This window comes from Pseudomonas sp. 21, from assembly GCF_000955805.1.
Taxonomy (GTDB): domain Bacteria; phylum Pseudomonadota; class Gammaproteobacteria; order Pseudomonadales; family Pseudomonadaceae; genus Pseudomonas.
In genome coordinates this window covers 361,946-387,437 of record NZ_JYOA01000010.1, presented here as the reverse complement: position 1 = coordinate 387,437, position 25,492 = coordinate 361,946, and the positions used below count along the sequence as shown (strand labels likewise).

Genomic DNA, 25,492 nt, shown 5'->3' with positions numbered 1-25,492 from the left:
CGTCGCCCACGAGGTTGGCGCAGCTATCGGCAACGATCTACTGGCTTCCGATTCTGGAAGCCTTTCCGCCCTGGAGCAAGCCATGCAAGACCTCGATCCCGTCGAAACCCAGGAATGGCTGGACGCCCTGGAATCGGTTCTGGACCGTGAAGGTGAAGACCGCGCCCATTACCTGATGACCCGCATGGGCGAGCTGGCCAGCCGGTCCGGCACCCAACTGCCCTACGCCATCACCACGCCGTACCGCAACAGCATCCCGGTCACCCACGAAGCGCGCATGCCCGGCGACCTGTTCATGGAACGCCGCATCCGCTCCCTGGTGCGCTGGAACGCCCTGGCGATGGTGATGAAGGCCAACAAGAACGACCCGGATCTGGGTGGCCACATCTCCTCCTTCGCCTCCTCGGCAACCCTGTATGACGTTGGCTTCAACTACTTCTTCCAGGCCCCGACCGACGAACACGGCGGCGACCTGGTGTTCTTCCAGGGCCACGCCTCCCCCGGCGTCTACGCCCGCGCCTTCCTCGAAGGCCGCATCAGCGAAGACCAGCTGAACAACTTCCGCCAGGAAGTGGACGGCAACGGCCTGTCTTCCTACCCGCACCCCTGGCTGATGCCGGACTTCTGGCAGTTCCCGACCGTGTCCATGGGCCTGGGCCCGATCCAGGCGATCTACCAGGCGCGCTTCATGAAGTACCTGGAAAGCCGCGGCTTCATCCCCGCCGGCAAGCAGAAGGTCTGGTGCTTCATGGGCGACGGCGAGTGCGACGAGCCCGAATCCCTGGGCGCGATCTCCCTGGCCGGCCGCGAGAAGCTGGACAACCTGATCTTCGTCATCAACTGCAACCTGCAGCGCCTCGACGGCCCGGTTCGCGGCAACGGCAAGATCATCCAGGAACTCGAAGGCGTGTTCCGTGGCGCCGAGTGGAACGTCAACAAGGTGGTCTGGGGTCGCTTCTGGGACCCGCTGTTCGCCAAGGACACCGCCGGCCTGCTGCAGCAGCGCATGGACGAGGTCATCGACGGCGAGTACCAGAACTACAAGGCCAAGGACGGCGCCTACGTGCGTGAGCACTTCTTCGGTGCACGTCCGGAGCTGCTGGAGATGGTCAAGGACCTCTCCGACGAGGAAGTCTGGAAACTCAACCGTGGCGGCCACGACCCCTACAAGGTCTATGCGGCCTACCACCAGGCGGTCAACCACAAGGGCCAGCCGACCGTCATCCTGGCCAAGACCATCAAGGGCTACGGTACCGGTTCGGGCGAAGCGAAGAACATCGCGCACAACGTCAAGAAGGTCGACGTCGAGTCCCTGAAGTCGTTCCGCGACAAGTTCGACATCCCGATCAAGGATGCCGACCTGGAAAACCTGCCGTTCTACCGCCCCGAGGAAGGCAGCGCCGAAGCCAAGTACCTGGCCTCGCGCCGTGCCGCGCTGGGCGGCGTGATGCCGGTTCGCCGCGAGAAGAGCTTCCAGGTCCCGGTTCCCCCGCTGGAAACCCTCAAGGCCATGCTCGACGGCTCGGGCGACCGCGAAATCTCCACCACCATGGCCTTCGTGCGGATCATCTCGCAGCTGGTCAAGGACAAGGAACTCGGCCCGCGCATCGTCCCGATCGTGCCGGACGAAGCCCGTACCTTCGGTATGGAAGGCATGTTCCGCCAGCTGGGCATCTACTCCTCCGTCGGCCAGCTGTACGAGCCGGTGGATAAAGACCAGGTGATGTTCTACCGCGAGGACAAGAAAGGTCAGATCCTCGAGGAAGGCATCAACGAAGCCGGCGCCATGTCCAGCTGGATCGCCGCGGGTACCTCGTACTCCACGCACAACCAGCCGATGCTGCCGTTCTACATCTTCTACTCGATGTTCGGCTTCCAGCGTATCGGCGACCTGGCCTGGGCCGCTGGCGACAGCCGCGCGCACGGCTTCCTGATCGGCGGCACCGCCGGCCGTACCACCCTGAACGGTGAAGGCCTGCAGCACGAAGACGGTCACAGCCACCTGCTGGCGGCGACCATCCCGAACTGCCGCACCTACGATCCGACCTACGCCTACGAGCTGGCAGTAATCATCCGCGAAGGCTCGCGCCAGATGATCGAAGAGCAGCAGGACATCTTCTATTACATCACCGTGATGAACGAGAACTACGTCCAGCCGGCCATGCCCAAGGGCGCCGAGGAAGGCATCATCAAGGGCATGTACCTGCTCGATGAGGACAAGAAGGACGCCGCGCACCACGTGCAGCTGCTGGGTTCGGGCACCATCCTGCGCGAAGTCGAAGCCGCCGCGAAGATCCTGCGCGAAGACTTCGGCATCGGCGCCGATGTCTGGTCCGTTCCGAGCTTCAACGAACTGCGCCGCGACGGCCTCGCCGTGGAGCGCTGGAACCGCCTGCACCCGGGCCAGAAGCCCAAGCAGAGCTACGTCGAAGAGTGCCTGTCCGGCCGCAAGGGCCCGGTCATCGCCTCCACCGACTACATGAAGCTCTACGCCGAGCAGATCCGCCAGTGGGTTCCGAGCAAGGAGTTCAAGGTCCTGGGCACCGACGGCTTCGGCCGCAGCGACAGCCGCCGCAAGCTGCGCGACTTCTTCGAAGTCGACCGCCACTGGGTCGTGCTGGCCGCGCTGGAAGCCCTGGCCGATCGCGGTGATATCGAACCCAAGGTCGTGGCGGAAGCCATCGCCAAGTTCGGCATCAACCCCGAAAAACGCAACCCGCTGGACTGCTGAGGAGAGGCACGATGAGCGAACTGATTCGTGTACCCGACATCGGCAATGGTCAGGGTGAAGTGATCGAACTGCTGGTCAAGGTCGGCGACACCGTCGAGGCCGACCAGAGCCTGCTGACCCTGGAATCCGACAAGGCCAGCATGGAAATCCCCTCGCCGAAGGCCGGCGTGGTGAAGAGCCTGAAGGTCAAGGTGGGCGACACCCTGAAGGAAGGCGACGAGATCCTCGAGCTGGAAGTCGAGGGTGGTTCGGCTGCTGCCGAAGCACCCAAGGCCGACGCGCCGGCTCCGGCCGCCGAGGCTCCGAAGGCAGAGGCTCCGGCCGCTGCCCCGGCGCCGGCTGCCGCGCCTGCTGCTGGCGCCAGCGTCCAGGACATCCACGTCCCGGACATCGGCTCGGCCGGCAAGGCCAATGTCATCGAGGTCATGGTGAAAGCCGGCGACACGGTCGAAGCCGACCAGTCGCTGATCACCCTGGAGTCGGACAAGGCCAGCATGGAAATCCCCTCGCCGGCTTCCGGCGTGGTGGAGAGCGTGTCGATCAAGGTCGGTGACGAAGTCGGCACCGGCGACCTGATCCTCAAGCTCAAGGTCGCGGGCGCTGCTGCCCCGGCTGCCGCTGAACCCACTCCGGCTGCTGCACCGGCCGCTGCTGCTCCAGCCGCCGCTCCGGCACCGGCTGCCGCACCGGCCAAGGCTGCGGAAGCCGCTCCGGTGGGCGCGCCCAGCCGTGACGGCACCAAGGTTCACGCCGGCCCCGCGGTGCGCATGGTCGCCCGCGAGTTCGGCGTCGAGCTGGGCGAAGTGAAAGGCACCGGTCCGAAAGGCCGCATCCTCAAGGAAGACGTGCAGGCGTTCGTCAAGGAACAACTGCAACGCGCCAAATCCGGCCCGGCTGCGGGCGCTACCGGTGGCGCGGGCATCCCGCCGATCCCGGAAGTCGACTTCAGCAAGTTCGGCGAAGTGGAAGAAGTGGCGATGACCCGCCTGATGCAGGTCGGCGCTGCCAACCTGCACCGCAGCTGGCTGAACGTGCCGCACGTGACCCAGTTCGACTCGGCCGACATCACCGAGATGGAAGCCTTCCGCGTGGCCCAGAAAGCCGTGGCGGAGAAGGCGGGCGTCAAGCTGACCGTGCTGCCGATCCTGCTGAAGGCCTGTGCCCACCTGCTCAAGGAAATGCCGGACTTCAACAGCTCGCTGGCCCCCAGCGGCAAGGCGCTGATCCGCAAGAAGTACGTGAACATCGGCTTCGCCGTGGACACGCCGGACGGCCTGCTGGTGCCGGTGATCAAGAACGTCGACCAGAAGAGCCTCCTGCAACTCGCCGCCGAAGCCGCCGAACTGGCCGAGAAAGCGCGCACCAAGAAGCTCTCCGCCGACGCCATGCAGGGCGCCTGCTTCACCATCTCCAGCCTCGGCCACATTGGCGGCACCGGCTTCACGCCGATCGTCAACGCGCCGGAAGTGGCGATCCTGGGTGTCAGCAAGGCAACCATGCAGCCGGTGTGGGACGGCAAGGCCTTCCAGCCGCGCCTGATGCTGCCGCTGTCGCTGTCCTACGATCACCGCGTGATCAACGGGGCCGCGGCTGCGCGCTACACCAAGCGCCTGTCCGACCTGCTGGGCGATATCCGTACCCTGCTCCTGTAAGTGTTGCAAAGGCCGGCCCCGCGCCGGCCTTTCCTCTCGACGAGCACGCCACGCTCGTACTCTCCAGCCCTGCCGGACGGCGGGGCTTCTTTTTGTCCGGACCGGCGGTCACGCCTGGCTCCCTGCACTGCCTCAACTTCGATCCGTGACGGCCGATACAGTCTTGGCTTGTCATGGCCCCGTGCCTCATGCAAATCTTGCCAACGCCCATAGAAGTCGGGTGGGGCGAAGTACCCCATCCAGCACCCTGGAAATCTCCCGCGCATGAAGAGTCATCCCGATGCCGCCAGCCGTCAGGCGGCCGAGGTTGTCACGCAGCTTCCCGTCCCTTCGAGGCTCGGGATGCTGCGCTTCGAGCGCCTGAACGAACCCAGCTGGACCCTGCTGTTCCTCGACCCCGGCTGCGAACGCCAGATCGGCGTGCCGGCCCAGGACCTCTGCGGCCTCCTCGACGCCCCCTATGCCAGCCTGATGGAGCCCGAAGCGCGCCATCGCCTGCATGAGCAGGTGCAGCAGCAACTGCTCAAGGACGGCCGTTACCGGGTGCGCTACCTGCTTCACTCGCCGCGCGGCACGCTGAACGTGCTGGAGGTCGGCGAGTCCTTCCAGCAGCACGGCCGCCAGTTGCTCCACGGCTACCTGCTGCAGACCGAGGCGGACGAGCACGAAACCGAACTGGACCCGCGCCTGCTGGACCTGGAAGCGCAGAACATCCGCCTGAAGATGTCCCTGGAGATGTACCAGCGTTCCCAGGACGAACACCTGCAGCACCTGGTGCGCTCGCGCACCCAGCAGAACCTTATCGTGCGCCTGGCGCGGCACCGCTACCTGTCCAGCGACCCGCTGCTCGAAGCCGCGCAGCTGATCGCCCAGGCCGCCTGCGAGGCCTATGACGTGGCCCGCGCCGGCATCTGGCGCCTGCACCCGGACCATCGCCTGGAGGCGGTGACCATCTATCGCCGCGACACCGACCAGTACGAAAAGCCCCAGGACATCGACGCCAGCCACTTCCCCAACTACCTCGACGCGGTGCACAGCGGCCGCGCCATCGACGCGCACAACGCCCAGCAGGACCCGCGCACCCAGGAACTGGCCGCACGCTACCTGCGCCCGCAGGGCATCAGCGCCATGCTCGACGCCACCATCCGCGTCGGCGGCGAAGTGGTCGGTGTGCTGTGCCTGGAACACGTTGGCGAAGTGCGCATGTGGCAGAGCGACGAGATCGCCTTCGCCGGCGAGCTGGCCGACCAGTACGCCCAGGTCCTGATGAACCACGAGCGACGCAACGTCTCCAGCGCCCTGCACCTGTTCCAGCGCGCCGTCGAGCAGAGCGCCAGCGCCTTCCTGCTGATCGACCGCGACGGCCTGGTGGAATACGTCAACCCGAGCTTCACCGCCATCACCCAGTACGGCGCCGACGAAGTGCGCGGCCGCCGCCTGCCGGAGCTGCCGGCGCTGGCGAATCTCAGCGAACTGCTGTTCGACGCGCGCTCCACCCTGGTCACGCAGAACAGCTGGCAGGGCGAGTTCCGCAGCCGGCGCAAGAATCTCGAGCCCTACTGGGGCCAGCTGTCGCTGTCCAAGGTCTACGACGACAAGGGCGAGCTGACCCACTACATCGGCATCTACGAAGACATCACCCAAAGCAAGCTGGCCCAGCAGCACATCGAGAAGCTCGCCTACCGCGACAACCTCACCGGGCTGGCCAACCGGCACTTCTTCATCAACGCCCTGGAAGAACGCCTGCAGGTGGGCAGCGAGCATTCGCTGAGCCTGCTGCTGGTGGATATCGACAACTTCAAGCGGATCAACGACAGCCTCGGCCACCAGACCGGCGACAAGCTGCTGGCCAACCTCGCCCGGCGCCTGCGCAGCAGCCTGAGCGACAGCGCCACCCTGGCGCGCTTCGCCAGCAACGAGTTCGCCGTGCTGCTGGAAGAATCCGTCGCCGGCCGTGGCGAGAAGGTCGCCGCGCAGATCCTCGACGTGCTCGACAAGCCGCTGTTCGTCGACAACCAGCTGATCAGCATCACCGGCTCCGTGGGTATCGCCTACGCGCCGCAACACGGGCAGGACCCGCAAACCCTGATGAAACACGCGGGCCTGGCGCTGCACAAGGCCAAGGCCAACGGCAAGCACCAGGTGCAGACCTTCACCGAGGCGATGACCGCCGAGGCGAGCTACAAGCTGTTCGTCGAGAGTAACCTGCGCCGCGCGCTGGTACAGGACGAACTGGCGGTGCACTACCAGCCCAAGCTCTGCCTGCGCAGCGGCGCGCTGCTCGGCCTGGAAGCACTGCTGCGCTGGCAGCACCCGGAGAAGGGCATGATCCGCCCGGACCAGTTCATCAGCGTCGCCGAGGAAACCGGGCTGATCATCCCCATCGGCAAATGGGTGATCCGCCAGGCCTGCCGGCAGGTCCGCGAGTTGGCCGCCAAGGGCCTGGGCGAGCTGCACATGGCGATCAACCTGTCGCCCAAGCAGTTCAGCGACCCGGACCTGGTCGGTTCCATCGCCGCGATCCTCCACGAGGAAAGCATCCCGGCCTGCCAGCTGGAGCTGGAGCTCACCGAAAGCCTGCTGCTGGACGCCACCGACGACACCCGCCAGCAGCTGGAGCGCCTGAAGAGCCTCGGCCTGACCCTGGCGATGGACGACTTCGGCACCGGCTACTCGTCGCTGAGCTACCTGAAGAAATTCCCCATCGACGTGATCAAGATCGATCGCAGCTTCATCAAGGACATCCCGGACAACCAGGACGACATGGAAATCACCTCGGCGGTGATCGCCATGGCCCACAACCTCAAGCTGCAGGTGGTCGCCGAAGGCGTCGAGACCGCCGCCCAGCTGGCCTTCCTGCGGCGCAACCGCTGCGACATCGGCCAGGGCTACCTGTTCGACAAGCCCATCCCCAGCCACGACCTGTCCTCCAGCCTGCAGCGCTATCCCTGCCGCCCACATTGAGGCGCTCTGGCGCGGCGTGCCCGCAGCCAGTTCCGCAAGCGGTATCAAACCTCCCGCAAAGCAAAACAAACGCTGTAATCTTCGGCGAGTACCCGAGTCTATTGCCGCCCCTATTCGACAGGAGACGAATGCCATGACCCTGCGCTCGCAAATACTTGCCCACAAACTGGAACTGCCCAGCTCCGCCCAGGCCCTGCCGGGGCGTGAAAGCCCGATGCCGGTGCCCGAAGCGCATTACGTCAATGGCCACCCGCTGACGGCGCCCTTCCCCGCCGGCGTGCAGCAGATCGTTGTCGGCCTGGGTTGCTTCTGGGGCGCCGAGCGGCGCTTCTGGCAACAGCCGGGTGTGTGGGTCACCGCAGTGGGCTATGCCGGCGGCTACACGCCGAACCCGACCTACGACGAAGTCTGCTCCGGCCTGACCGGCCACAGCGAAGTGGTGCTGGTAGCTTATGACCCGCGCGAAACCAGCATCGAAGCGCTGCTGAAGGTGTTCTGGGAATCCCACGATCCAACCCAGGGCATGCGCCAGGGTAACGACACCGGCACCCAGTACCGCTCGGTGATCTACTGGTTCGACCAGGCGCAGAAAGCCGCCATCGACGCCAGCCGCGCGGCCTTCCAGAAGGAGCTCGACGCCAAGGGCTACGGCGCGATCACCACGGAAATCCGCGAAGTGCCGCCGTTCTACTACGCCGAGGCCTACCACCAGCAGTACCTGGCGAAGAACCCCAACGGCTATTGCGGCCTGGGCGGCACGGGCGTGTGCCTGCCGGCGTAAGCCCATACCTGTAGGAGCGAGCTTGCTCGCGAACAACCCCGCTGCAAGATCGGTTCGCGAGCAAGCTCGCTCCTACACGGGCACCTGGCTCATCCGTAGCGTAGGAGCGGACTCCGTCCGCGATCGGTCCGAGCCACACTGAACCGTCACGGTCACCCCCAAGAAAAAGCCCCGGCACTGCCGGGGCTTTTTTCATTCGGCGATCAGCCAGTCCACCTGGCTGCTGCCTTCGCTCTGCGCCAGCGTGTCCGCCAACCACGGCAACAGCCCGCGCAGCTCCTCGTCCAGCGGCCACGGCGGGTTGACGATGACCAGCCCGGAGCCGTTCAGACGGTCAGCCGTATCTGCCGGATGCACGCACAGCTCCACGCGAAGCATCTTCGGCGCCGAGCTTTTCTCCAGGCGCTGGTAGAAGCGTTTGAGCTGGCGGCGGTCCTTGATCGGATACCAGATGGCGACCACGGTCTGGCGCATGCGCCCAATGGCTTCGTCCAGTGCGGTTATGCAGCGCTCCAGGTCATCGGGCTGCTCGAAGGGCGGGTCGATCAGCAGTACGCCTCGCTTCTCGGCAACCGGCAGGAAGGCCCGCGGCAGCAGCCAGCCGTCGCCCTGATGCACGGAAATGCGGCGCTCGCCGGCCATGTTGGCCTTGAGCAGGCGACCGTCTTCCGGGTGCAACTCGTTGAGCATCACCCGATCCTGCGGGCGGGTCAGGCGTCGCGCCAGCTCGGGCGAGCCGGGGTAGAACTCCAGGCCGCCATCGGGATTGAGCGCGCGCACCACCTCCAGGTAATCCTGCAGCAACTCCGGCAGATCATCGCGCTCATGCAGGCGGCCGATGCCCGACTCCCACTCGCCGGTGCGGCTGGCTTCATCGCCCAGCAGGTCGTACAGGCCGATGCCGGAGTGGCTGTCGAGGTAGGCGAAAGGCGTGTCCTTGCGCGCCATCAGCGCGAAGATGCGGGCGAGGACGATGTGTTTCAGCACGTCGGCGTGGTTGCCGGCGTGGTAGGCGTGGCGGTAGTTCATGGATAGCGGACTCCTCAAGGCGCGCAGTTTAGGTCCTGGGGCGGGTGCGGTGCGAGTCCGCCGTCGCCGGGGCCCGCCGGGAGGCCGGGCGTTTTAGCCCTTTATCACGCTCATGGATGATTCTGTGCGCGCTTCATTCACCAGACTAGACTGCGCCGATTCCCACGGAGGTCGATCCATGTCCGAGACCCTGCTCAGCTCCCGCAACCTCGCTTTCGAACTCTACGAAGTGCTCGACGCGCAGGCCCTGACCCAGCGCGAACGCTTCGCCGACCACAACCGCGAGACCTTCGATGCCGCCCTGTCCACCGCGCGCGGCATCGCCGAAGAGCTGTTCGCCCCGCACAACCGCAAGAACGACGAGAACGAACCGCAGTACGTCGACGGCGGCGCGGTACTGATTCCGGAAGTGAAGCCGGCGGTGGACGCCTTCAACGAGGCCGGCTTCCAGAACGCCTCGCGCAGCTTCGAACAGGGCGGCATGCAGCTGCCGCACCTGCTGTCGCGCGCCTGCTTCGCGCACTTCCAGTCGGCCAACATCGCCACCTCGTCCTATCCGATGCTGAGCATGGGCGCCAGCCACCTGATCGAGACCTTCGGCAGCGACGAGCAGAAGCGCCTGTTCCTGCAGCCGATGATCGACGCGCGCTTCTTCGGCACCATGGCGCTGACCGAGCCCCACGCCGGTTCGTCGCTGGCGGACATCCGCACCCGCGCGGAACCGGCCGCCGACGGCAGCTACCGGATCAAGGGCAACAAGATCTTCATTTCCGGCGGCGACCACCCGCTGTCGGAGAACATCGTGCACATGGTCCTGGCCAAGCTGCCGGACGCACCGCCCGGCGTGAAGGGCATCAGCCTGTTCATCGTGCCCAAGTTCCTGGTCAACGACGACGGTTCCCTCGGCGCACGCAACGACGTGACCCTGGCCGGCCTGTTCCACAAGATGGGCTGGCGCGGCACCACCTCCACTGCGCTGAACTTCGGCGACAAGGGCGAGTGCGTCGGCTACCTCGTCGGCAAGCCGCACCATGGCCTGGCCTACATGTTCCAGATGATGAACGAGGCGCGCATCGGCGTTGGCATGGGCGCGATCATGCTCGGCTACGCCGGCTACCTGTACTCCCTGGAATACGCCCGCGAGCGCCCGCAAGGCCGCCCGGTGGATGCCAAGGACCCGACCTCGGCACCGGTCTCCATCGTCCAGCACACCGACGTGAAGCGCATGCTGCTGACGCAGAAGGCCTACGTCGAGGGCGCCTTCGATCTGGGCCTGTACGCCTCGCGCCTGGTGGACGACTGTGAAACCCTGCCCACCGAGGAAGAGCGCAAGCAGGCCCACGAGCTGCTCGACCTGCTCACCCCGATCGTCAAATCCTGGCCCTCGGAGTTCTGCCTGAAGGCCAACGAGCTGGCGATCCAGATCCTCGGCGGCCATGGCTACACCCGCGAATACCCGGTGGAGCAGTACTACCGCGACAACCGCCTGAACCCGATCCACGAAGGCACCCACGGCATCCAGTCTCTCGACCTGCTCGGCCGCAAGCTGGCGCAGAACAATGGCGCCGGCCTGAAGCAGCTGACCCGCCTGATCAACCAGTGCTGCGAGCGCGCCAGCGCGCATCCATCGCTGGACAAGCTGCGCGAGCCGCTGGAGCAACTGATGGCGCGCCTGTCCGCAACCACCCTGAGCCTGCTCGGCGACCTGATGCAGGGACGCGTGGCCCAGGGCCTGGCCAACTCCGCGCTGTACCTGAAGGTCTTCGGCCACGCCGTGATCGGCTGGCGCTGGCTGGAGCAGGCCATTCGCGCCGAGGAAGGCCTGGCGCAGATCCAGAAAGGCGGGGGCAATGCCGCCGACAGCGACTTCTACCGCGGCAAGCTGCAGGCCGCGCGCTACTTCCTGACCTGGGAAGTGCCGTCCTGCCACCACGACCTGGCGCTGCTCGAAGGCCGCGACGATACCTGTTCCACCATGCAGGACGCCTGGTTCTAGGCCCCCGCATGTCCCTTTCGCCCCGGTCACGTCCGGGGCTTTTTTATGCCTCGATGAAGGCCGCGCCGACGAGCGCGGAAGCGTCCCACAAGTTGCCGGAAGGCAGTCCAAAAAATTGAAGGAAACTTCCCACCACCAACACTGAACCAACTGACAGCGAGGCCCGAGGCAGATGCGGTTGAATGGCGCCCGCGCATTTTCCGCCCCTCACGACCATGGCCATGCAGACCGTCACCCTCCCGTCATTCCAGCGCCACTACCGGAACTTTCTTCCCCTACTCGCCATCGCCGTGGCCCTGGGCTGCACGCTCGTCCTGTTCAACACCGGCTCGACCGATGGCGGCAAACAGCGCGAGACAGCCCTTTCACCCCGCACCTCGCCGATCTACAGCGCACCCAGCACAGAAGCCTTCGAGCACGCCGACGACTACCTGAGGGAAATCGACAAGGCCATGACCGACGGTCTTGCCGTGCTGCGCGGTGGAGACAGCGGCTCGATCACCTCGCAGAGCCGCTACTTCAACGCACTGGTCAATGCCGGCTACGCGCAGTTCGGCTCGTCCTATTACGAGCCGCTGGGCAGCTGCGGCGTTTCCGGCAGCTCGGCCCGCCACCTCTGGCACACGCAGATTCGCGCCCTGAGCACCGACGCCGGGCAAAGCATCGCCGGCGAGGTCGCCAATGCCCGCGCCATCCTGCAACGGGACAGGCAATCCTGCCTGGACGCCGTCAGGATGCCTCTGGAAGAGGCACTGGAATGGGCGCCCACCGCACTCTCCGGGCTCAATCTGGTGCCCACCTGGCAAGGCAGTGCAGGCTGGCTCGAAAGCACCGCCGAACGGTCCTCAACAAACCTTTGACAGCCTTGTAAATCCGCAGGTTAGAATCGATTGGCATGCGGCCTGCATCCTGATCCCAAGTAGCGTCGCCACTCCCCTACTCCCCTGGAGGTCGACACCTTGGATGCCGTGGCCATCAACAGCTATTTCCTGATCGCTGCTGTGCTGATCGGCATGAGCATCCTGGTCAGCTCGCTGTCCTCGCGCCTGGGCATCCCGATCCTGGTCATCTTCCTCGCCGTGGGCATGATCGCGGGCACCGACGGCCCTGGCGGCATCGGCTTCTCCAACTACCCCATGGCCTACCTGGTGGGCAACCTGGCGCTGGCGGTGATCCTGCTGGACGGCGGCTTGCGCACGCGGGTGTCGAGCTTCCGCGTAGCCCTCTGGCCGGCCCTGTCGCTGGCCACGGCCGGGGTGCTGATCACGGCGGGCCTCACCGGCGTTGCCGCCGCCTGGCTGTTCAAGCTGAGCTGGATGGAAGGCCTGCTGATCGGCGCCATCGTCGGCTCCACCGACGCCGCGGCAGTCTTCTCGCTGCTCGGCGGCAAGGGCCTGAACGAGCGTGTCACCGCCACCCTGGAAATCGAATCGGGCAGCAACGACCCCATGGCGGTGTTCCTCACCGTCACCCTGATCGACATGCTCGCCCATGGCGAGAGCGGCCTGTCCTGGAGCTTCCTCTGGCACTTCCTGCGCGAGTTCGGCATCGGCTCCATCCTGGGCCTCGCCGGCGGCTGGCTGCTGCTGCAAGTAATCAACCGCATCCACCTGGCCAACGGTCTCTACCCGCTGCTGGCGATCAGCGGCGGCCTGTTGATCTTTGCCCTGGCCAACGCGGTGCACGGCAGCGGCATCCTCGCCATCTACCTGTGCGGCCTGGTGCTGGGCAACCAGCCGATCCGCTCGCGCCACGGCATCATGCACATGCTCGACGGCATGGCCTGGCTGGCGCAGATCGGCATGTTCCTGGTACTGGGCCTGCTGGTCACGCCCCACGACCTGTGGCCCATCGCCCTGCCCGCCCTGGGCCTGGCGCTGTGGATGATCCTCTTCGCCCGCCCGCTGTCGGTGCTGGTCGGTCTGTTCCCGTTCCGCGCCTTCCATGGCCGCGAGAAGGCCTTCATCGCCTGGGTCGGCCTGCGCGGCGCGGTGCCGATCATCCTCGCGGTGTTCCCGCTGATGGCGGGGCTGCCCAATGCCCAGCTGTTCTTCAACGTGGCCTTCTTCATCGTGCTGGTTTCACTGCTGGTGCAGGGCACCAGCCTGCCCTGGGCCGCCAAGCTGCTGCGCGTGGTGGTGCCGCCGGACCCGGCGCCGATCTCCCGTGCCGGCCTGGAAGTCCACCCGACCAGCGAGTGGGAGCTGTTCGTCTACCACCTGAGCAAGGAAAAGTGGTGCATCGGCGCCGCCCTGCGCGAGCTGAAGATGCCCGAAGGCACCCGTATCGCCGCGCTGTTCCGCGGCACCCAACTGCTGCACCCGTCCGGCAGTACCATCCTCGAAGCCGACGACATCCTCTGCGTGATCGGCCACGAGCATGACCTCTCGCCGCTGGGCAAGCTGTTCAGCCAGGCGCCGGATCGCGGTCTGAGCGCACGCTTCTTCGGCGACTTCGTCCTCGAAGGCGACGCCCAGCTCTCCGCCGTGGCCTCGCTCTACGGCCTGAAGCTCGAAGGCGTCGACGGCGAGCAGAGCCTGGGCCGCTTCATCGCCCACGAAATCGGCGGCCAGGCGATCATCGGCGACCAGGTGGAATGGAACGGCCTGACCTGGACCGTGGCCGCCCTGGACGGGAACAAGATCCGCAAGGTCGGGGTCAAATTCCCGGAAGGTCGTCCCGGTCCGGGACTCTTCCTCTGACCGCCCACCGGCGCCCGCTTGCGGGTGCCGGCCAGCCAGCACTACCCTCACTCCACTTTTTCCGCACGAGCCGCTGAACGCGACCATGTCATTCCTGCTGCGTACTCTCCTGACTGCCGTCCTCCTGGGCAGCTCGCTCACCGGCCTGCCCGCGCTGGCCGCCGATACCACCGTCCCCAGCGCCGAGAAGGTGCAGCAGAGCCTCGACGGCCTGGCCGACCGCAAGCTCAGCGATGCCGAAGCCAAGCCGGTCAAGGCCAGCCTGGAGAACACCCTGAAGCTGCTGGCGGCCAAGGATGACAGCGAGAAGCAGCTCAGCGAGCTCAATGGCCGCCTGGCCGATGCGCCCAAGCTGATCAGCGAGAACCAGAAGGCCCTCAGTCGCCTCAAGGGCAGCGCCGACAAGCCCGCCGCCCAGCGCTACGTCGGCTACAACGCCACCCAGCTGGAAATGCTCCTCAACGAGCAATCCACCCAGTTGGCTGCCTGGCAAAAGGAGATGATCGACGCCAAGAGCGAGATCCTCACCGCGCAGACGCGTCCCGAGCGCGCCCAGGCCGACCTGAGCAAGAACCAGACGCGCCTGCTGGATATCAACACCGCCCTCAAGGCCGGCAAGGAAGGCGCCAAGCCCCTGGCCGACGAGCGCCGCAATGAACTGCTCGCCGAACAGGCTGCGCTGACCGCGCAGAACCTGCTGCTGCGCAAGCAGCTGGCCGGCAACAACCTGCTGCTCGACCTCGCTTCCAGCCAGCGCGACCTGTTGGCCGAACGCATCGGCCGCGAAGAACGCGAAACCCTCGAACTGCAGGCGATGATCAGCGACAAGCGCCGCGAGCAGTCGGAGAAGACCGTCGCCGAACTGTCCAAGGACAGCCAGGCCGCCGGCACCGACAGCCTGCTGAGCCAGCAGAGCGCCGCCAACCTCAAGCTTTCCGACTACCTGCTACGTACCACCGACCGCCTCAACACGCTGACCCGGCGCAACCTGGAAGCCAAGCAGCAACTGGACAACCTGACCCAGGGCGAACAGGCCCTCGACGAGCAGATCAACGTGCTGCGCGGCAGCCTGCTGCTGGCCAAGATCCTCTACCAGCAGAAGCAATCGCTGCCGGTGATCAAGACCGACCAGGACCTCGCCGACGAGATCGCCGACCTGCGCCTCTACCAGTTCGAGCTCAACCAGAAGCGCGACGAGATCAACAACACCCAGGTCTACCTCGACAACCTGCTGGCCCAGCAACCCCAGGAAAGCATCACCCCGCAGCTGCGCCATGACCTCGGTGAACTGGTGGACACGCGCCTGGAGCTGATGGAGCGTCTCAACCACGAGCTGAACGCACTGCTCAACGAAGCCATCACCCTGCAGCTGAACCAGAAGCAGCTCAAGGAAACCAGCGACAGCCTGCGCGCCACTCTCGACGAGCAGATGTTCTGGATTCCCAGCAACCGCCCGCTGGACCTGTCCTGGTTCAAGATGACCCCCAGCCTGCTGCATCACCAGCTGGCCGAAGTCCCCTGGGGCTCAGGTGTAAAGGAGCTGTTCGAGGGCCTGATCGACCGCCCCTTCCTGTTCCTGCCGCTGCTCCTGCTGGTCGCCGGGCTGTTGTGGAAACGTCGCTTCCTCTACGACAAGCTCGAATCGCTGAACGACGACATCGGCCACTTCAAGCGCGACAGCCAGGCCCACACCCCGCTGGCCCTGTTGCTGGCGGTGCTGCTGGCGTTGCCCGGCACCCTGGCGCTGGCCATCGCCGGCCTCGCCCTGCTGCTCGACGCCCGCGGGCAGAACGCCACCCTGGGCAGCGCGCTGCTGGAGATGGCGCAGGTCTGGCTGGTGTTCTACACCGCGCACCGCATCCTGCGCCCCGGTGGCATCGCCGAGCGGCACTTCCACTGGAGCCAGGCGCAGGTCCAGTTCCTCGGCAAGCTGATGCGCCGACTGGGCCTGGTGGTGATGTCCCTGGTCGCGGTGGTCACCGTCGCCGAACACTCGCCGGCCTCGCTGGCCGATGACGTGATCGGCATTGCCGTGGTGCTGTTCGGCTACGGCGCCATGACCTGGCTGCTCGCCCAACTGCTGTTCAAGAGCCCCTCCAGCGAACGCCCGTCGATGATCAAGATGATCGTCGGCCTGGGCTTCACCGCCCTGCCGGTGGCGCTGTTCCTGGCCGTGGGCTTCGGCTACTACTACACCGCGCTCAAGCTCACCGACCGACTGATCGATACCCTGTTCCTGCTGATGTTCTGGATGGTGGTGGAAGCCACCTTCGTCCGCGGCATGGGCGTCGCCGCCCGCCGCCTGGCCTACCAGCGCGCCCTGAAGAACCGCCAGAACGCCCCCAAGGAAGGCATCGAGGGCACCGAGGTGGTCGAAGAGCCGACCCTGGGTATCGAGCAGATCAACGAACAGTCCATGCGCCTGATCCGCCTGGGCCTGCTGATCGGCTTCGTGGTCACCCTGTACTGGGTCTGGGCCGACCTGATCAGCGTCGTCTCCTACCTCGACAACGTGACCCTCTACCAGTACACCAGCGGCACCGGCGACGCGGCGTCCACCACGCCGATCAGCCTGAGCGACTTCCTCATGGCGCTGGTCATCGCCGCCGTGACCGTCGCCCTGGCGCGCAACCTGCCCGGCCTGCTCGAGGTGCTGGTGCTGCAACGCCTGACCCTGGCCCAGGGCAGCGCCTACGCCATCACCACCCTGCTCTCCTACACCATCAGCGGCATCGGCTTCGTCAGCGCGCTGTCCACCCTCGGGGTGAGCTGGGACAAGCTGCAATGGCTGGTGGCCGCGCTGTCGGTCGGCCTCGGTTTCGGCCTGCAGGCGATCTTCTCCAACTTCGTCTCCGGCCTGATCATCCTCTTCGAGCGCCCGGTGCGGATCGGAGACGTGGTGACCATCGGCACGCTGTCCGGCACCGTCAGCCGGATCCGCATCCGCGCCACCACCATCACCGACTTCGACCGGAAGGAAATCATCGTCCCCAACCAGACCTTCATCACCGGGCAACTGGTGAACTGGTCGCTGAGCGATACCGTGACGCGGGTGACCATCAAGATCGGCCTGGCCTACGAGAGCGACCTGCCGCTGGCGCGCAAGATCATGCTCGACGCCGCCCATGCCAACACCCGCATCCTGCGCGACCCGGAGCCGGTGCTGTACTTCACCACCATCAGCGCCAGCACCTTCGACTACGAACTGCGCTTCCACGTACGCGAGCTGGGCGACCGCAACCCGGCGGTGGACGAGACCCTCACGCGCATCGCCCTGGCCTTCCGCGAGGCCGGCATCGACATGGCCTTCAACCAGGTCGACGTGTTCCTGAAGAACTTCCAGGGGCAGGAAGCCCAGGTCATCGTTGGCCAGCAGCAATCCGCTGCCACGCCGGTGAAGATCGGCAGCGCCCCAGCCACCGACAAGCCCGGCGGCGACAAGGCCTGAGGGTGGACGCCTTCGGACAAGTCCGAGCACAATGCTCGGACTTGTCCGGAGTTAGATTGTGAAAAAGCTCGACGAACTGACCTTCGATAACCGCTTCGCCCGCCTGGGCGACGTGTTTTCCACCCAGGTCCTGCCCGATCCCATTGCCGACCCGCGCCTGGTCGTCGTCAGCCCGAAGGCCATGGCCCTGCTCGACCTCGACCCGAGCGAGGCGGACACCCCGTTGTTCGCGGACATCTTCGCCGGCCACAAGCTCTGGGAAGAGGCCGACCCTCGCGCGATGGTCTACTCCGGGCACCAGTTCGGTTCCTACAACCCGCGCCTGGGCGATGGCCGCGGCCTGTTGCTGGGCGAAGTGGTGAACGAGGCCGGCGAGCACTGGGACCTGCACCTCAAGGGCGCCGGGCAGACGCCGTATTCAAGGATGGGCGACGGTCGCGCCGTGCTGCGCTCGTCGATCCGCGAGTTCCTCGCCAGCGAATACCTCGCCGCCCTCGGCATCCCCAGCAGCCGCGCGCTGTGCGTGACCGGTTCCAGCACCACGGTATGGCGCGAGACCAGGGAGAGTGGCGCCATGCTGCTGCGCCTGGCCCCCAGCCACGTGCGCTTCGGTCACTTCGAGTACTTCTACTACACGAAGCAGGAAGAACAGCTGAAGACCCTCGGCGACTTCGTCCTGCGCGAATACTTCCCCGAGTGCCTGCAGGACGAGCAGCCCTACCTCGCCTTCTTCCGCGAAGTCGTCGAACGCAACGCGCAGATGATCGCGCTCTGGCAGGCCTACGGCTTCTGCCACGGGGTGATGAACACCGACAACATGTCGATCCTCGGCATCACCTTCGACTACGGCCCCTACGCCTTCCTCGACGACTTCGACGCCAACCACATCTGCAACCACTCCGACGACAGCGGCCGCTACTCCTTCAGCAACCAGGTGCCCATCGCCCACTGGAACCTCGCCGCGCTGGGCCAGACGCTGGTGCATTTCGTCGAAGTCGATGACCTGCGCGCCACGCTGGACCTGTTCCTGCCGCTGTACCAGGCGCACTACCTGGACCTGATGCGCCGTCGCCTGGGCTTAACCACGGCCGAGGATGGCGACCTGGAATGGGTACAGCGCCTGCTGCAGACCATGCAGAAAGGCGCGGTGGACTACTCGCTGTTCTTCCGCCGCCTCGGCGAGCAGGCGCCGGAACAGGCGCTCGCCGTGGTGCGGGAAGACTTCGTCGACCTCGCCGGCTTCGACGCCTGGGCCGCCGACTACCGCGCTCGCGTCGAACGCGAAGGCGGCAGCCAGGAAGAACGCCGCACGCGCATGCATGCCATCAACCCGCTCTACGTGCTGCGCAACTACCTCGCCCAGGAAGCCATCAGCGCTGCCGAACAGGGCGATTTCAGCGTGGTGCGCCGCCTGCACGAAGTGCTCAGCAAGCCCTTCGAAGAGCAGCCGGATGCCGAGCACTTCACCCGCCGCCCGCCGGACTGGGGCCGCCACCTGGAGATCAGCTGCTCCTCCTGAGGCGGTTATAAGCTCAGCCAAAAGCGATCTAGCGACGCCCCGGCCACATTGCTCCCGGTCATTGACCGGGGCCGGGCGGCGCTCGCATCCTCGGGGCTTTCTGCCACAAGGACGCTCGAACAATGAAACCGGAAACCCTGGCCATCCACGCCGGCTACAGCCCCGACCCGACCACCAAGGCCGTGGCCGTGCCGATCTACCAGACCAGCTCCTACGCCTTCGACGACACCCAGCACGGCGCCGACCTGTTCGACCTGAAGGTCGCCGGCAACATCTACACGCGCATCATGAACCCCACCAACGCGGTGCTGGAGGAACGCGTGGCCGCCCTGGAAGGCGGCGTCGCGGCGCTGGCGGTGGCTTCGGGGATGGCCGCCATCACCTACGCCATCCAGACCGTCGCCGAGGCCGGCGACAACATCGTCTCGGTGGCCAAGCTCTACGGCGGCACCTACAACCTGTTCGCCCACACCCTGCCGCGCTTCGGCATCCAGACCCGCTTCGCGCCGCACGACGACATCGCCGCCCTCGAAGCACTGATCGACGAGCGCACCAAGGCGGTGTTCTGCGAATCCATCGGCAACCCGGCGGGCAACATCGTCGACCTGCAAGCCCTGGCCGACGCCGCGCACCGCCACGGCGTGCCGCTGATCGTCGACAACACCGTCGCCACGCCGATCCTCTGCCGCCCGTTCGAGCACGGCGCGGACATCGTCGTGCACTCGCTGACCAAGTACATCGGCGGCCATGGCACCAGCATCGGCGGCATCGTCGTCGACTCCGGCAAATTCCCCTGGGCCGACAACAAAGAGCGTTTCCCGCTGCTCAACACGCCCGACCCGTCCTACCACGGCGTGACCTACACCGAAGCCTTCGGCCCCGCCGCCTTCATCGGCCGCTGCCGGGTCGTACCGCTGCGCAACACTGGCGCCGCGCTCTCGCCGTTCAACGCCTTCCTCATCCTGCAAGGCCTGGAAACCCTCGCCCTGCGCATGGAGCGCCACTGCGAGAACGCGGTGAAGGTCGCGCAGTACCTGCAGAACCACCCGCAAGTCAGCTGGGTGAAATACGCCGGCCTCGCCGATCACCCCGAGCAGGAACTGGCGCTGCGCTACATGGGCGGCAAGCCCGCGTCGATCCTCTCGTTCGGCATCAAGGGCGGGCAGGCAGCCGGTGCGCGCTTCATCGATGCGCTGAACCTGGTGGTGCGCCTGGTGAACATCGGCGACGCCAAATCCCTGGCCTGCCACCCGGCCTCGACCACCCACCGCCAGCTCAACGACGAGGAACTGCAGAAGGCCGGCGTACCGCGCGACATGGTGCGGCTGTCCATCGGCATCGAGCACATCGACGACATCCTCGCCGACCTCGCCCAGGCGCTGGACGCTGCCAAGGCGTGATCCCATGGCAACCGAGTGCGGCGCCATAACGGCGCCTCATTCGAGAACCAGTGGATGCCCGCAATATCTCTTTGCCATCATCTTGCAGACGCCCCATCGGCCTTTCCGTAGAATGCCGCCCAGCGCCGCAAGCCAGCGCACGACCACACCCAGCGACACGCCAGCGAACAGGGATCCAGTCCGCCTTCCCCTGCCCATTCCTTTCCGACCCGCCTTCCAGGCGCCGGCCGGCGGATAACTTTTTTCGCCCGTGACCATACGGTTCCGCCCGATCCTGCCGATAGGGCTTGGACGTGGTTCGCCACCCTGGCCCCCAACAAGAACAATCTCCGAACGGCCTGACTTCACACAACCTTTCCTGGAGATCGTCAATGAACAGCTGGATTTCCAACCTGAGCGTGAACCTCAAGTTGGCCCTGGGCTTCGGCCTGGTCCTCGCCTTCACCGCCATCCTCGCCATCGTCAGCTGGGTCGGCCTGGGCTCGCTGATCGACCGCAGCAACTGGATGAGCGATATCACCGAGCTGAACTCGCGCCTGACCAAGCTGCGCATCACCCGCCTGCAATACATGATCGCCGACGGCGCCGAGCAGGAAGCCGCCAACGTCATGTCCACCCTGGCCGACTTCAAGGCCCAGCAGCAGAAGCTGCGCGCCAGCTTCGTCAGCCCCGAGAATGTGCGCATGCTCGACCAGCTCGGCGGCATCATCGGTGACTACGAGAAGTCCCTGGCCGCCATGCGCGCCGGCTACCAGAGCGCCGGCATCACCCGCCGCACCCTGCAGGAGAACGCCGCCCGCGCCAACGAGCTGACCGCGCAGATCCAGCAGGACATCCTCAAGGCTCCGGCCGACGAAGAGCGCGCCACCCGCTTCCAGGCCATCACCGGCACCCGCGAAGACCTGTTGCAGGCTCGTTACGACGTGCGCGATTACCTCGCCACCGCCCTCACCAGCAACGGTGACGGCGTGACCCGCGGCCTCGACGAAAGCATCGCCGGCCTGCCGGCCCTGGAGAGCGTGCTCGGCGTCGCCGAAGCACAGTATGTCCAGCAACTGGGCACTGCCCTTCGCGCTTATCGCGACGCCGTCACTACCCTGCGCAGCAACATGGCCGCCATCGTCCAGGCGCGCAAGGAAATGACCGCCCAGGGGCAGGACATCGTCAAGATCAGCGAAAATCTCTACCAGCTGCAGCTGGATCGCCGCGACGTCGAAAGCGCCAAAGCCCGCAGCCTGCAGACCCTGTTCACCCTGCTCGCGCTGGTCCTGGGTGGCATTGCGGCGCTGATCATCACCCGCCAGATCACCCGCCCGCTGCAGGAAACCATGACCGTGGTCGACCGCATTGCCGCCGGCGACCTGTCGCAGACTGTCCAGGTCACCCGCCGCGACGAACTCGGCCGCCTGCAGCAAAGCATGCAGCGCATGAGCCAGAGCCTGCGCGAGCTGATCGGCGGCATCCGTGATGGCGTCACCCAGATCGCCAGCGCCGCCGAGGAGCTCTCCGCCGTCACCGAGCAGACCAGCGCCGGCGCCAACACCCAGAAGGTAGAGACCGACCAGGTCGCCACCGCCATGCACGAGATGTCCGCCACCGTGCAGGAAGTCGCGCGCAACGCCGAGCAGGCCTCCCAGGCCGCCTCCGCCGCCGACCATCAGGCCCAGGACGGCGACCGCGTGGTGAACAAGGCCGTGGAGCAGATCGAGCGCCTGGCCGAGGAAGTCGAACGCTCCGCCGAAGCCATGCAGCGCCTGGAGCAGGAGAGCGAGAAGATCGGCAAGGTCATGGACGTGATCAAGTCGGTGGCCGAGCAGACCAACCTGCTGGCCCTCAACGCCGCCATCGAAGCCGCCCGCGCGGGCGAAGCCGGTCGTGGTTTCGCCGTGGTCGCCGACGAAGTACGCGGGCTGGCCCAGCGCACCCAGCAATCCACCGAAGAAATCGAAGCCCTGGTCGCCGGCCTGCAGAGCGGCACCCGCCAGGTCTCCAGCGTCATGCTCGGCAGCCGCGAACTCACCGCCAGCAGCGTCGCCCTCAGCCGCCAGGCCGGCGAGTCACTGGGCGAGATCACCCGCACCGTCTCCAACATCCAGGCGATGAACCAGCAGATCGCCACCGCCGCCGAGGAACAGAGCGCCGTGGCAGAGGAAATCAGCCGCAGCGTGGTCAACGTGCGCGACGTCTCCGAACAGACCGCCTCGGCCAACCAGGAAGTCGCCGCCTCCAGCGTCGAACTCGCCCGCCTGGGTGGGCAGTTGCAGACACTGGTCAGTCACTTCCGGGTCTGATGTGCATGGGCCGACGCCCGACGTCGGCCCATCTTCGGAAAAGCAGTCAACGTACCGTTGAGATCGGACCTCAGAGGCTCCATCTTTGCTTCATAGCCTCTGGAGCCCCGTCATGTCCGATTCCCTGATCATCCCCTGCCCCAATTGCAACGGCCTCAACCGCGTGCCCGCCGCACGCGTGGGCGACTCACCCAGCTGCGGGCGCTGCCAGTCACCGATCGTGCTGGATACGCCGTTCGACCTCGACGAGGCCGGTTTCGCCGCCCAGGCCAAGGGCGACCTGCCGTTGCTGGTGGACGTCTGGGCCGACTGGTGCGGGCCGTGCAAGGGCTTTGCGCCGGTGTTCGAGCAAGCGGCGGCGCGGCTGTCGGGCAAGGTGCGCCTGGCCAAGCTGGACAGCGACGCCAACCCGAACCTCTCCACGCGCCTGGGGATTCGTTCGATTCCCAGCCTGATCCTGCTGCGCAACGGCCAGGAAGTGGCGCGCCAGAGCGGTGCGATGCCGCTGCCGCAGTTGCTCGACTGGCTGTCCCGCCAGGGCATCTGACGGCGAGCGTTTCGGTCAATCGGTGCGGTCATTGCCAGACCGCACACGCGGGCTAGGCTTGGGCAAAAAACCGGAGCACGCCCATGCCTTCCTACCCCGAAGACTTCATCCGCCAGCTCACCGAAGAACACATCGCCTTCGTCAAGCGCACCGGCCTCAAGGCCGAGGTGCTGGAGCCGGGCCACGTGCGCCTGCGCATGCCGCTCAAGGGCAACGAGAACCACATCCGCAACATGTACGCCGGGGCGCTGTTCACGGTGGCCGAATTGCCCGGCGGCGTGCTGATGCTGACCAGCTTCGATGCCCGGCGTTTCTACCCCATCGTCAAGGAGGCAGGCCTGCGCTTCCTGCGCCCGGCCGCCAGCGACGTGACCGTGGAAGCGCAGCTCAGCGAGGCGGAGATCGAGCGCATCGGCGAGGAAGCGACCCACCAGGGCAAGTCCGAATTCGTCCTCGACCTGCAGCTGAAGGACGAAGAGGGCAACATCGTCGCCGAAAGCCACGCCATCTATCAGCTGCGTAGTCGCTGAAGCCGGCCATTGCCCTGCATCAAGGTGAAATTTCCTACGTGGCGCGACAGTGGAAGCGCCACCAGAGGGAATCCACCATGTACCAGAACCTGCTCGTCGCCCACGACCTCAGCGTCGAGGCGGACATCGCCGTGCGCCGCGCCGCCCAACTGGCCCGCCAGCACGGCGCCCGTGTCTCGCTGCTGCACGTCATCGAGGAATTCTTCCCCGACCGCATGATGGACACCGTCCGCGAAGCGGCTGAAGTGGCATTGCGCGATGCAGCCCGCGCCAGTGACATCGCCGACTACCAGCTGGTGATACGCCAGGGGCGCGCCGCCAATACCGTGACCCAGGCGGCGCAGGAGCTGGGCGCCGACCTGCTGGTGATCGGTGCGCACCATCAGCAACTGCTCGAGCGCTTCGACGGCACCACCCTGGAGCGCATCGCCCGGCATTGCCGCGCGCCAATCCTGCTGGCAGTGGAAGAGTCCGCCGCGCCTTACACCAAGGCCTTGGCCGGACTGGACCTGTCGCACTGCTCCTGCCAGGCCTGGCGCGCCGGCTACCGGCTGCTCGCGCCCGACGCCGAGCTGCTGGCGCTCAACGCCTACCAGCCGGGCAAGAAGGCAGGCCGCGCCGACAGCCACCTGGAGACCCAGCGCGAACTGCTGCGCCAGGCGCTGCAGGATGAGCGCACGCAAGTGCCGGCTACAGGGCCGCAATTGCTTTGCGCGGTGCAGCAGGGCACGCCCCAGCAGGCGCTGGAAACGGCATTGCGGGAATGGACGCCAGACCTGCTGGTGCTCGGCAGCCGCAGCCGCGGCGCCATCGAGCAGGCCATGCTGGGCAGCTCGACGCGCTATTTCCTGCGTCGGCCACCCTGCGATGTGCTGATCAGCCAGTAAGCGCTCAGGCTTCCAGCAGACTGTGCAGTTCGACGAACTGCTGGGTCAGCTTGTGCCGGGGCTCGAGGAAGATCAGCGGGGTGCAGGCCTGGTGCGACTCGCGCATCTTCACCGAGCTCATCAGGTACACCGGCAGCACCGGCAGCTCTTCTTCCACCAGTTCATCCAGCAGTTGCTGCGGCAGGGTCGCGCGCGGCTGGAACTGGTTGACCACGATGCCTTCGACTTCCAGGTCCTCGTTGTGGTCCTCCTTCAGCTCTTCGATCTCCTGCAGCAGGCCATACAGCGCCTGGCGGGAGAAGCTGTCGCAGTCGAAGGGGATCAGGCAGCGATCTGCCGCGATCAGCGCAGAAACCGTGTAGAAGTTCAGAGCCGGCGGCGTATCCAGGTAGATTCGATCGTAGTCTTCCGAGAGCTCGTCCAGCAGTTTGCGCAGCTTGTTGATCTTGTGCTTCTGCTCGAGCTTGGGCTGCAGGTCGGCAAGCTCCGCGCTGGCGGTGACGATGTGCAGGTTGTCGAAGGGGGTCTCGTAGATGTCCACCTTGCCCTTGCGGCTGAAGGGGCCGGAGGCCAGCGTCTGCTTGAAGAAGTCGGCGATGCCCACGGGCACGTCGTCGCCGGTCAGGCCTGTCAGGTAGTGAGTGGAGTTGGCCTGGGCGTCCAGGTCCACCAGTAACGTCCGATAGCCCTCCGCCGCGCTCACCGCCGCCAGGTTGCAAGCGATGCTCGACTTGCCGACCCCGCCCTTCTGATTGAACACCACGCGTCGCATCAGCCATCCCTCCAGGAACATTCGAGTGCTGGGGGATTCTATGCAAAGCCCATGACAAGGGCGAGCGGAGTAGGCCCTGTATTTTATCTGTCGGACCACTTCCGACGAATCGCCAAGAAACCAGGAAAGCGAAGGGTAAAATGCCCTGTCTTCCGCACATCTTTGTAAGCAAAGGTTTGCCTGGCCCTACCTCGACCCGGATAATGCCGGCACTACGCCATAGCCCGTGCCGACACAGCTCTT

At 66.0% G+C, this 25,492-nt stretch carries 16 protein-coding genes; 14 read left to right on the top strand and 2 right to left on the bottom strand.

The features are described from left to right. The first annotated feature begins 82 nt into the window (after window positions 1-82). From aceE to msrA, 4 genes are all read left to right on the top strand, one after another. The gene (gene aceE, locus UB43_RS23660; RefSeq protein WP_045216080.1) at window positions 83-2,731 is read left to right on the top strand and encodes a pyruvate dehydrogenase (acetyl-transferring), homodimeric type; all 2,649 of its coding nucleotides are present in this window, start codon (window positions 83-85) and stop codon (window positions 2,729-2,731) included. Between the two features lie 11 nt (window positions 2,732-2,742). Next, window positions 2,743-4,383 (top strand): dihydrolipoyllysine-residue acetyltransferase, encoded by a 1,641-nt coding sequence (gene aceF, locus UB43_RS23655; protein ID WP_045216077.1) that lies wholly within the window; start codon window positions 2,743-2,745, stop codon window positions 4,381-4,383. Between the two features lie 264 nt (window positions 4,384-4,647). Further along, a complete protein-coding gene (locus UB43_RS23650; protein ID WP_045216074.1) occupies window positions 4,648-7,347 on the top strand; it encodes a bifunctional diguanylate cyclase/phosphodiesterase in 2,700 nt (899 codons plus the stop codon). Between the two features lie 133 nt (window positions 7,348-7,480). Beyond that, a complete protein-coding gene (gene msrA / locus UB43_RS23645; RefSeq protein ID WP_045216071.1) occupies window positions 7,481-8,128 on the top strand; it encodes a peptide-methionine (S)-S-oxide reductase MsrA in 648 nt (215 codons plus the stop codon). A 192-nt stretch (window positions 8,129-8,320) separates the two neighbouring features. Here the strand turns inward: msrA and UB43_RS23640 are convergent, their stop codons facing one another. Next, window positions 8,321-9,157, bottom strand: a complete 837-nt coding sequence (locus UB43_RS23640; protein ID WP_045216068.1) for a 23S rRNA (adenine(2030)-N(6))-methyltransferase RlmJ — start codon at window positions 9,155-9,157, stop codon at window positions 8,321-8,323. Between the two features lie 178 nt (window positions 9,158-9,335). On the opposite strand from UB43_RS23640, the gene UB43_RS23635 reads away from it, so the two are divergent. The 10 genes from UB43_RS23635 (at window position 9,336) to UB43_RS23590 (ending at window position 24,477) form a co-directional block, all read left to right on the top strand. Continuing rightward, entirely contained in the window at window positions 9,336-11,153 is a 1,818-nt protein-coding gene (locus UB43_RS23635; protein WP_045216066.1) for an acyl-CoA dehydrogenase, read from the top strand. Window positions 11,154-11,374: 221 nt separating this feature from the next. Next, window positions 11,375-12,013 (top strand): hypothetical protein, encoded by a 639-nt coding sequence (locus tag UB43_RS23630; RefSeq protein ID WP_045216063.1) that lies wholly within the window; start codon window positions 11,375-11,377, stop codon window positions 12,011-12,013. A gap of 99 nt (window positions 12,014-12,112) precedes the next feature. Further along, window positions 12,113-13,855, top strand: a complete 1,743-nt coding sequence (locus UB43_RS23625) for a potassium/proton antiporter (RefSeq protein WP_045216060.1) — start codon at window positions 12,113-12,115, stop codon at window positions 13,853-13,855. A gap of 85 nt (window positions 13,856-13,940) precedes the next feature. Further along, window positions 13,941-17,303 (top strand): mechanosensitive channel MscK, encoded by a 3,363-nt coding sequence (gene mscK, locus UB43_RS23620; protein ID WP_045216058.1) that lies wholly within the window; start codon window positions 13,941-13,943, stop codon window positions 17,301-17,303. A gap of 58 nt (window positions 17,304-17,361) precedes the next feature. Then, complete coding sequence (gene selO, locus UB43_RS23615; protein WP_045216055.1) at window positions 17,362-18,822, top strand: protein adenylyltransferase SelO; 1,461 nt, start codon at window positions 17,362-17,364, stop codon at window positions 18,820-18,822. Window positions 18,823-18,944: 122 nt separating this feature from the next. Further along, entirely contained in the window at window positions 18,945-20,222 is a 1,278-nt protein-coding gene (locus tag UB43_RS23610; RefSeq protein ID WP_045216053.1) for a bifunctional O-acetylhomoserine aminocarboxypropyltransferase/cysteine synthase, read from the top strand. A 371-nt stretch (window positions 20,223-20,593) separates the two neighbouring features. Further along, window positions 20,594-22,513, top strand: coding sequence for a methyl-accepting chemotaxis protein (locus tag UB43_RS23605; RefSeq protein ID WP_045216050.1), 1,920 nt, complete (start codon window positions 20,594-20,596; stop codon window positions 22,511-22,513). Window positions 22,514-22,625: 112 nt separating this feature from the next. After that, complete coding sequence (gene trxC, locus UB43_RS23600; RefSeq protein ID WP_045216048.1) at window positions 22,626-23,060, top strand: thioredoxin TrxC; 435 nt, start codon at window positions 22,626-22,628, stop codon at window positions 23,058-23,060. 83 nt (window positions 23,061-23,143) lie between these two features. Then, window positions 23,144-23,590, top strand: a complete 447-nt coding sequence (locus tag UB43_RS23595; RefSeq protein WP_045216046.1) for a YiiD C-terminal domain-containing protein — start codon at window positions 23,144-23,146, stop codon at window positions 23,588-23,590. 77 nt (window positions 23,591-23,667) lie between these two features. Further along, a complete protein-coding gene (locus UB43_RS23590; protein ID WP_045216044.1) occupies window positions 23,668-24,477 on the top strand; it encodes a universal stress protein in 810 nt (269 codons plus the stop codon). A 4-nt stretch (window positions 24,478-24,481) separates the two neighbouring features. Here the strand turns inward: UB43_RS23590 and UB43_RS23585 are convergent, their stop codons facing one another. After that, window positions 24,482-25,249, bottom strand: a complete 768-nt coding sequence (locus UB43_RS23585; RefSeq protein ID WP_045216897.1) for a ParA family protein — start codon at window positions 25,247-25,249, stop codon at window positions 24,482-24,484. Window positions 25,250-25,492 lie beyond the last annotated feature (243 nt).

What these genes read in the sequence shown, in the direction of transcription:
- UB43_RS23605 (WP_045216050.1), top strand. Translation starts at nt 20,594, where the DNA reads ATGAACAGCTGGATTTCCAACCTGAGCGTGAACCTCAAGTTGGCCCTG.
- mscK (WP_045216058.1), top strand. Translation starts at nt 13,941, where the DNA reads ATGTCATTCCTGCTGCGTACTCTCCTGACTGCCGTCCTCCTGGGCAGC.
- UB43_RS23630 (WP_045216063.1), top strand. Translation starts at nt 11,375, where the DNA reads ATGCAGACCGTCACCCTCCCGTCATTCCAGCGCCACTACCGGAACTTT.
- msrA (WP_045216071.1), top strand. Translation starts at nt 7,481, where the DNA reads ATGACCCTGCGCTCGCAAATACTTGCCCACAAACTGGAACTGCCCAGC.
- UB43_RS23585 (WP_045216897.1), bottom strand. Translation starts at nt 25,249, where the DNA reads ATGCGACGCGTGGTGTTCAATCAGAAGGGCGGGGTCGGCAAGTCGAGC.
- trxC (WP_045216048.1), top strand. Translation starts at nt 22,626, where the DNA reads ATGTCCGATTCCCTGATCATCCCCTGCCCCAATTGCAACGGCCTCAAC.
- UB43_RS23590 (WP_045216044.1), top strand. Translation starts at nt 23,668, where the DNA reads ATGTACCAGAACCTGCTCGTCGCCCACGACCTCAGCGTCGAGGCGGAC.
- aceE (WP_045216080.1), top strand. Translation starts at nt 83, where the DNA reads ATGCAAGACCTCGATCCCGTCGAAACCCAGGAATGGCTGGACGCCCTG.
- UB43_RS23650 (WP_045216074.1), top strand. Translation starts at nt 4,648, where the DNA reads ATGAAGAGTCATCCCGATGCCGCCAGCCGTCAGGCGGCCGAGGTTGTC.
- UB43_RS23635 (WP_045216066.1), top strand. Translation starts at nt 9,336, where the DNA reads ATGTCCGAGACCCTGCTCAGCTCCCGCAACCTCGCTTTCGAACTCTAC.
- UB43_RS23595 (WP_045216046.1), top strand. Translation starts at nt 23,144, where the DNA reads ATGCCTTCCTACCCCGAAGACTTCATCCGCCAGCTCACCGAAGAACAC.
- UB43_RS23610 (WP_045216053.1), top strand. Translation starts at nt 18,945, where the DNA reads ATGAAACCGGAAACCCTGGCCATCCACGCCGGCTACAGCCCCGACCCG.
- aceF (WP_045216077.1), top strand. Translation starts at nt 2,743, where the DNA reads ATGAGCGAACTGATTCGTGTACCCGACATCGGCAATGGTCAGGGTGAA.
- UB43_RS23640 (WP_045216068.1), bottom strand. Translation starts at nt 9,157, where the DNA reads ATGAACTACCGCCACGCCTACCACGCCGGCAACCACGCCGACGTGCTG.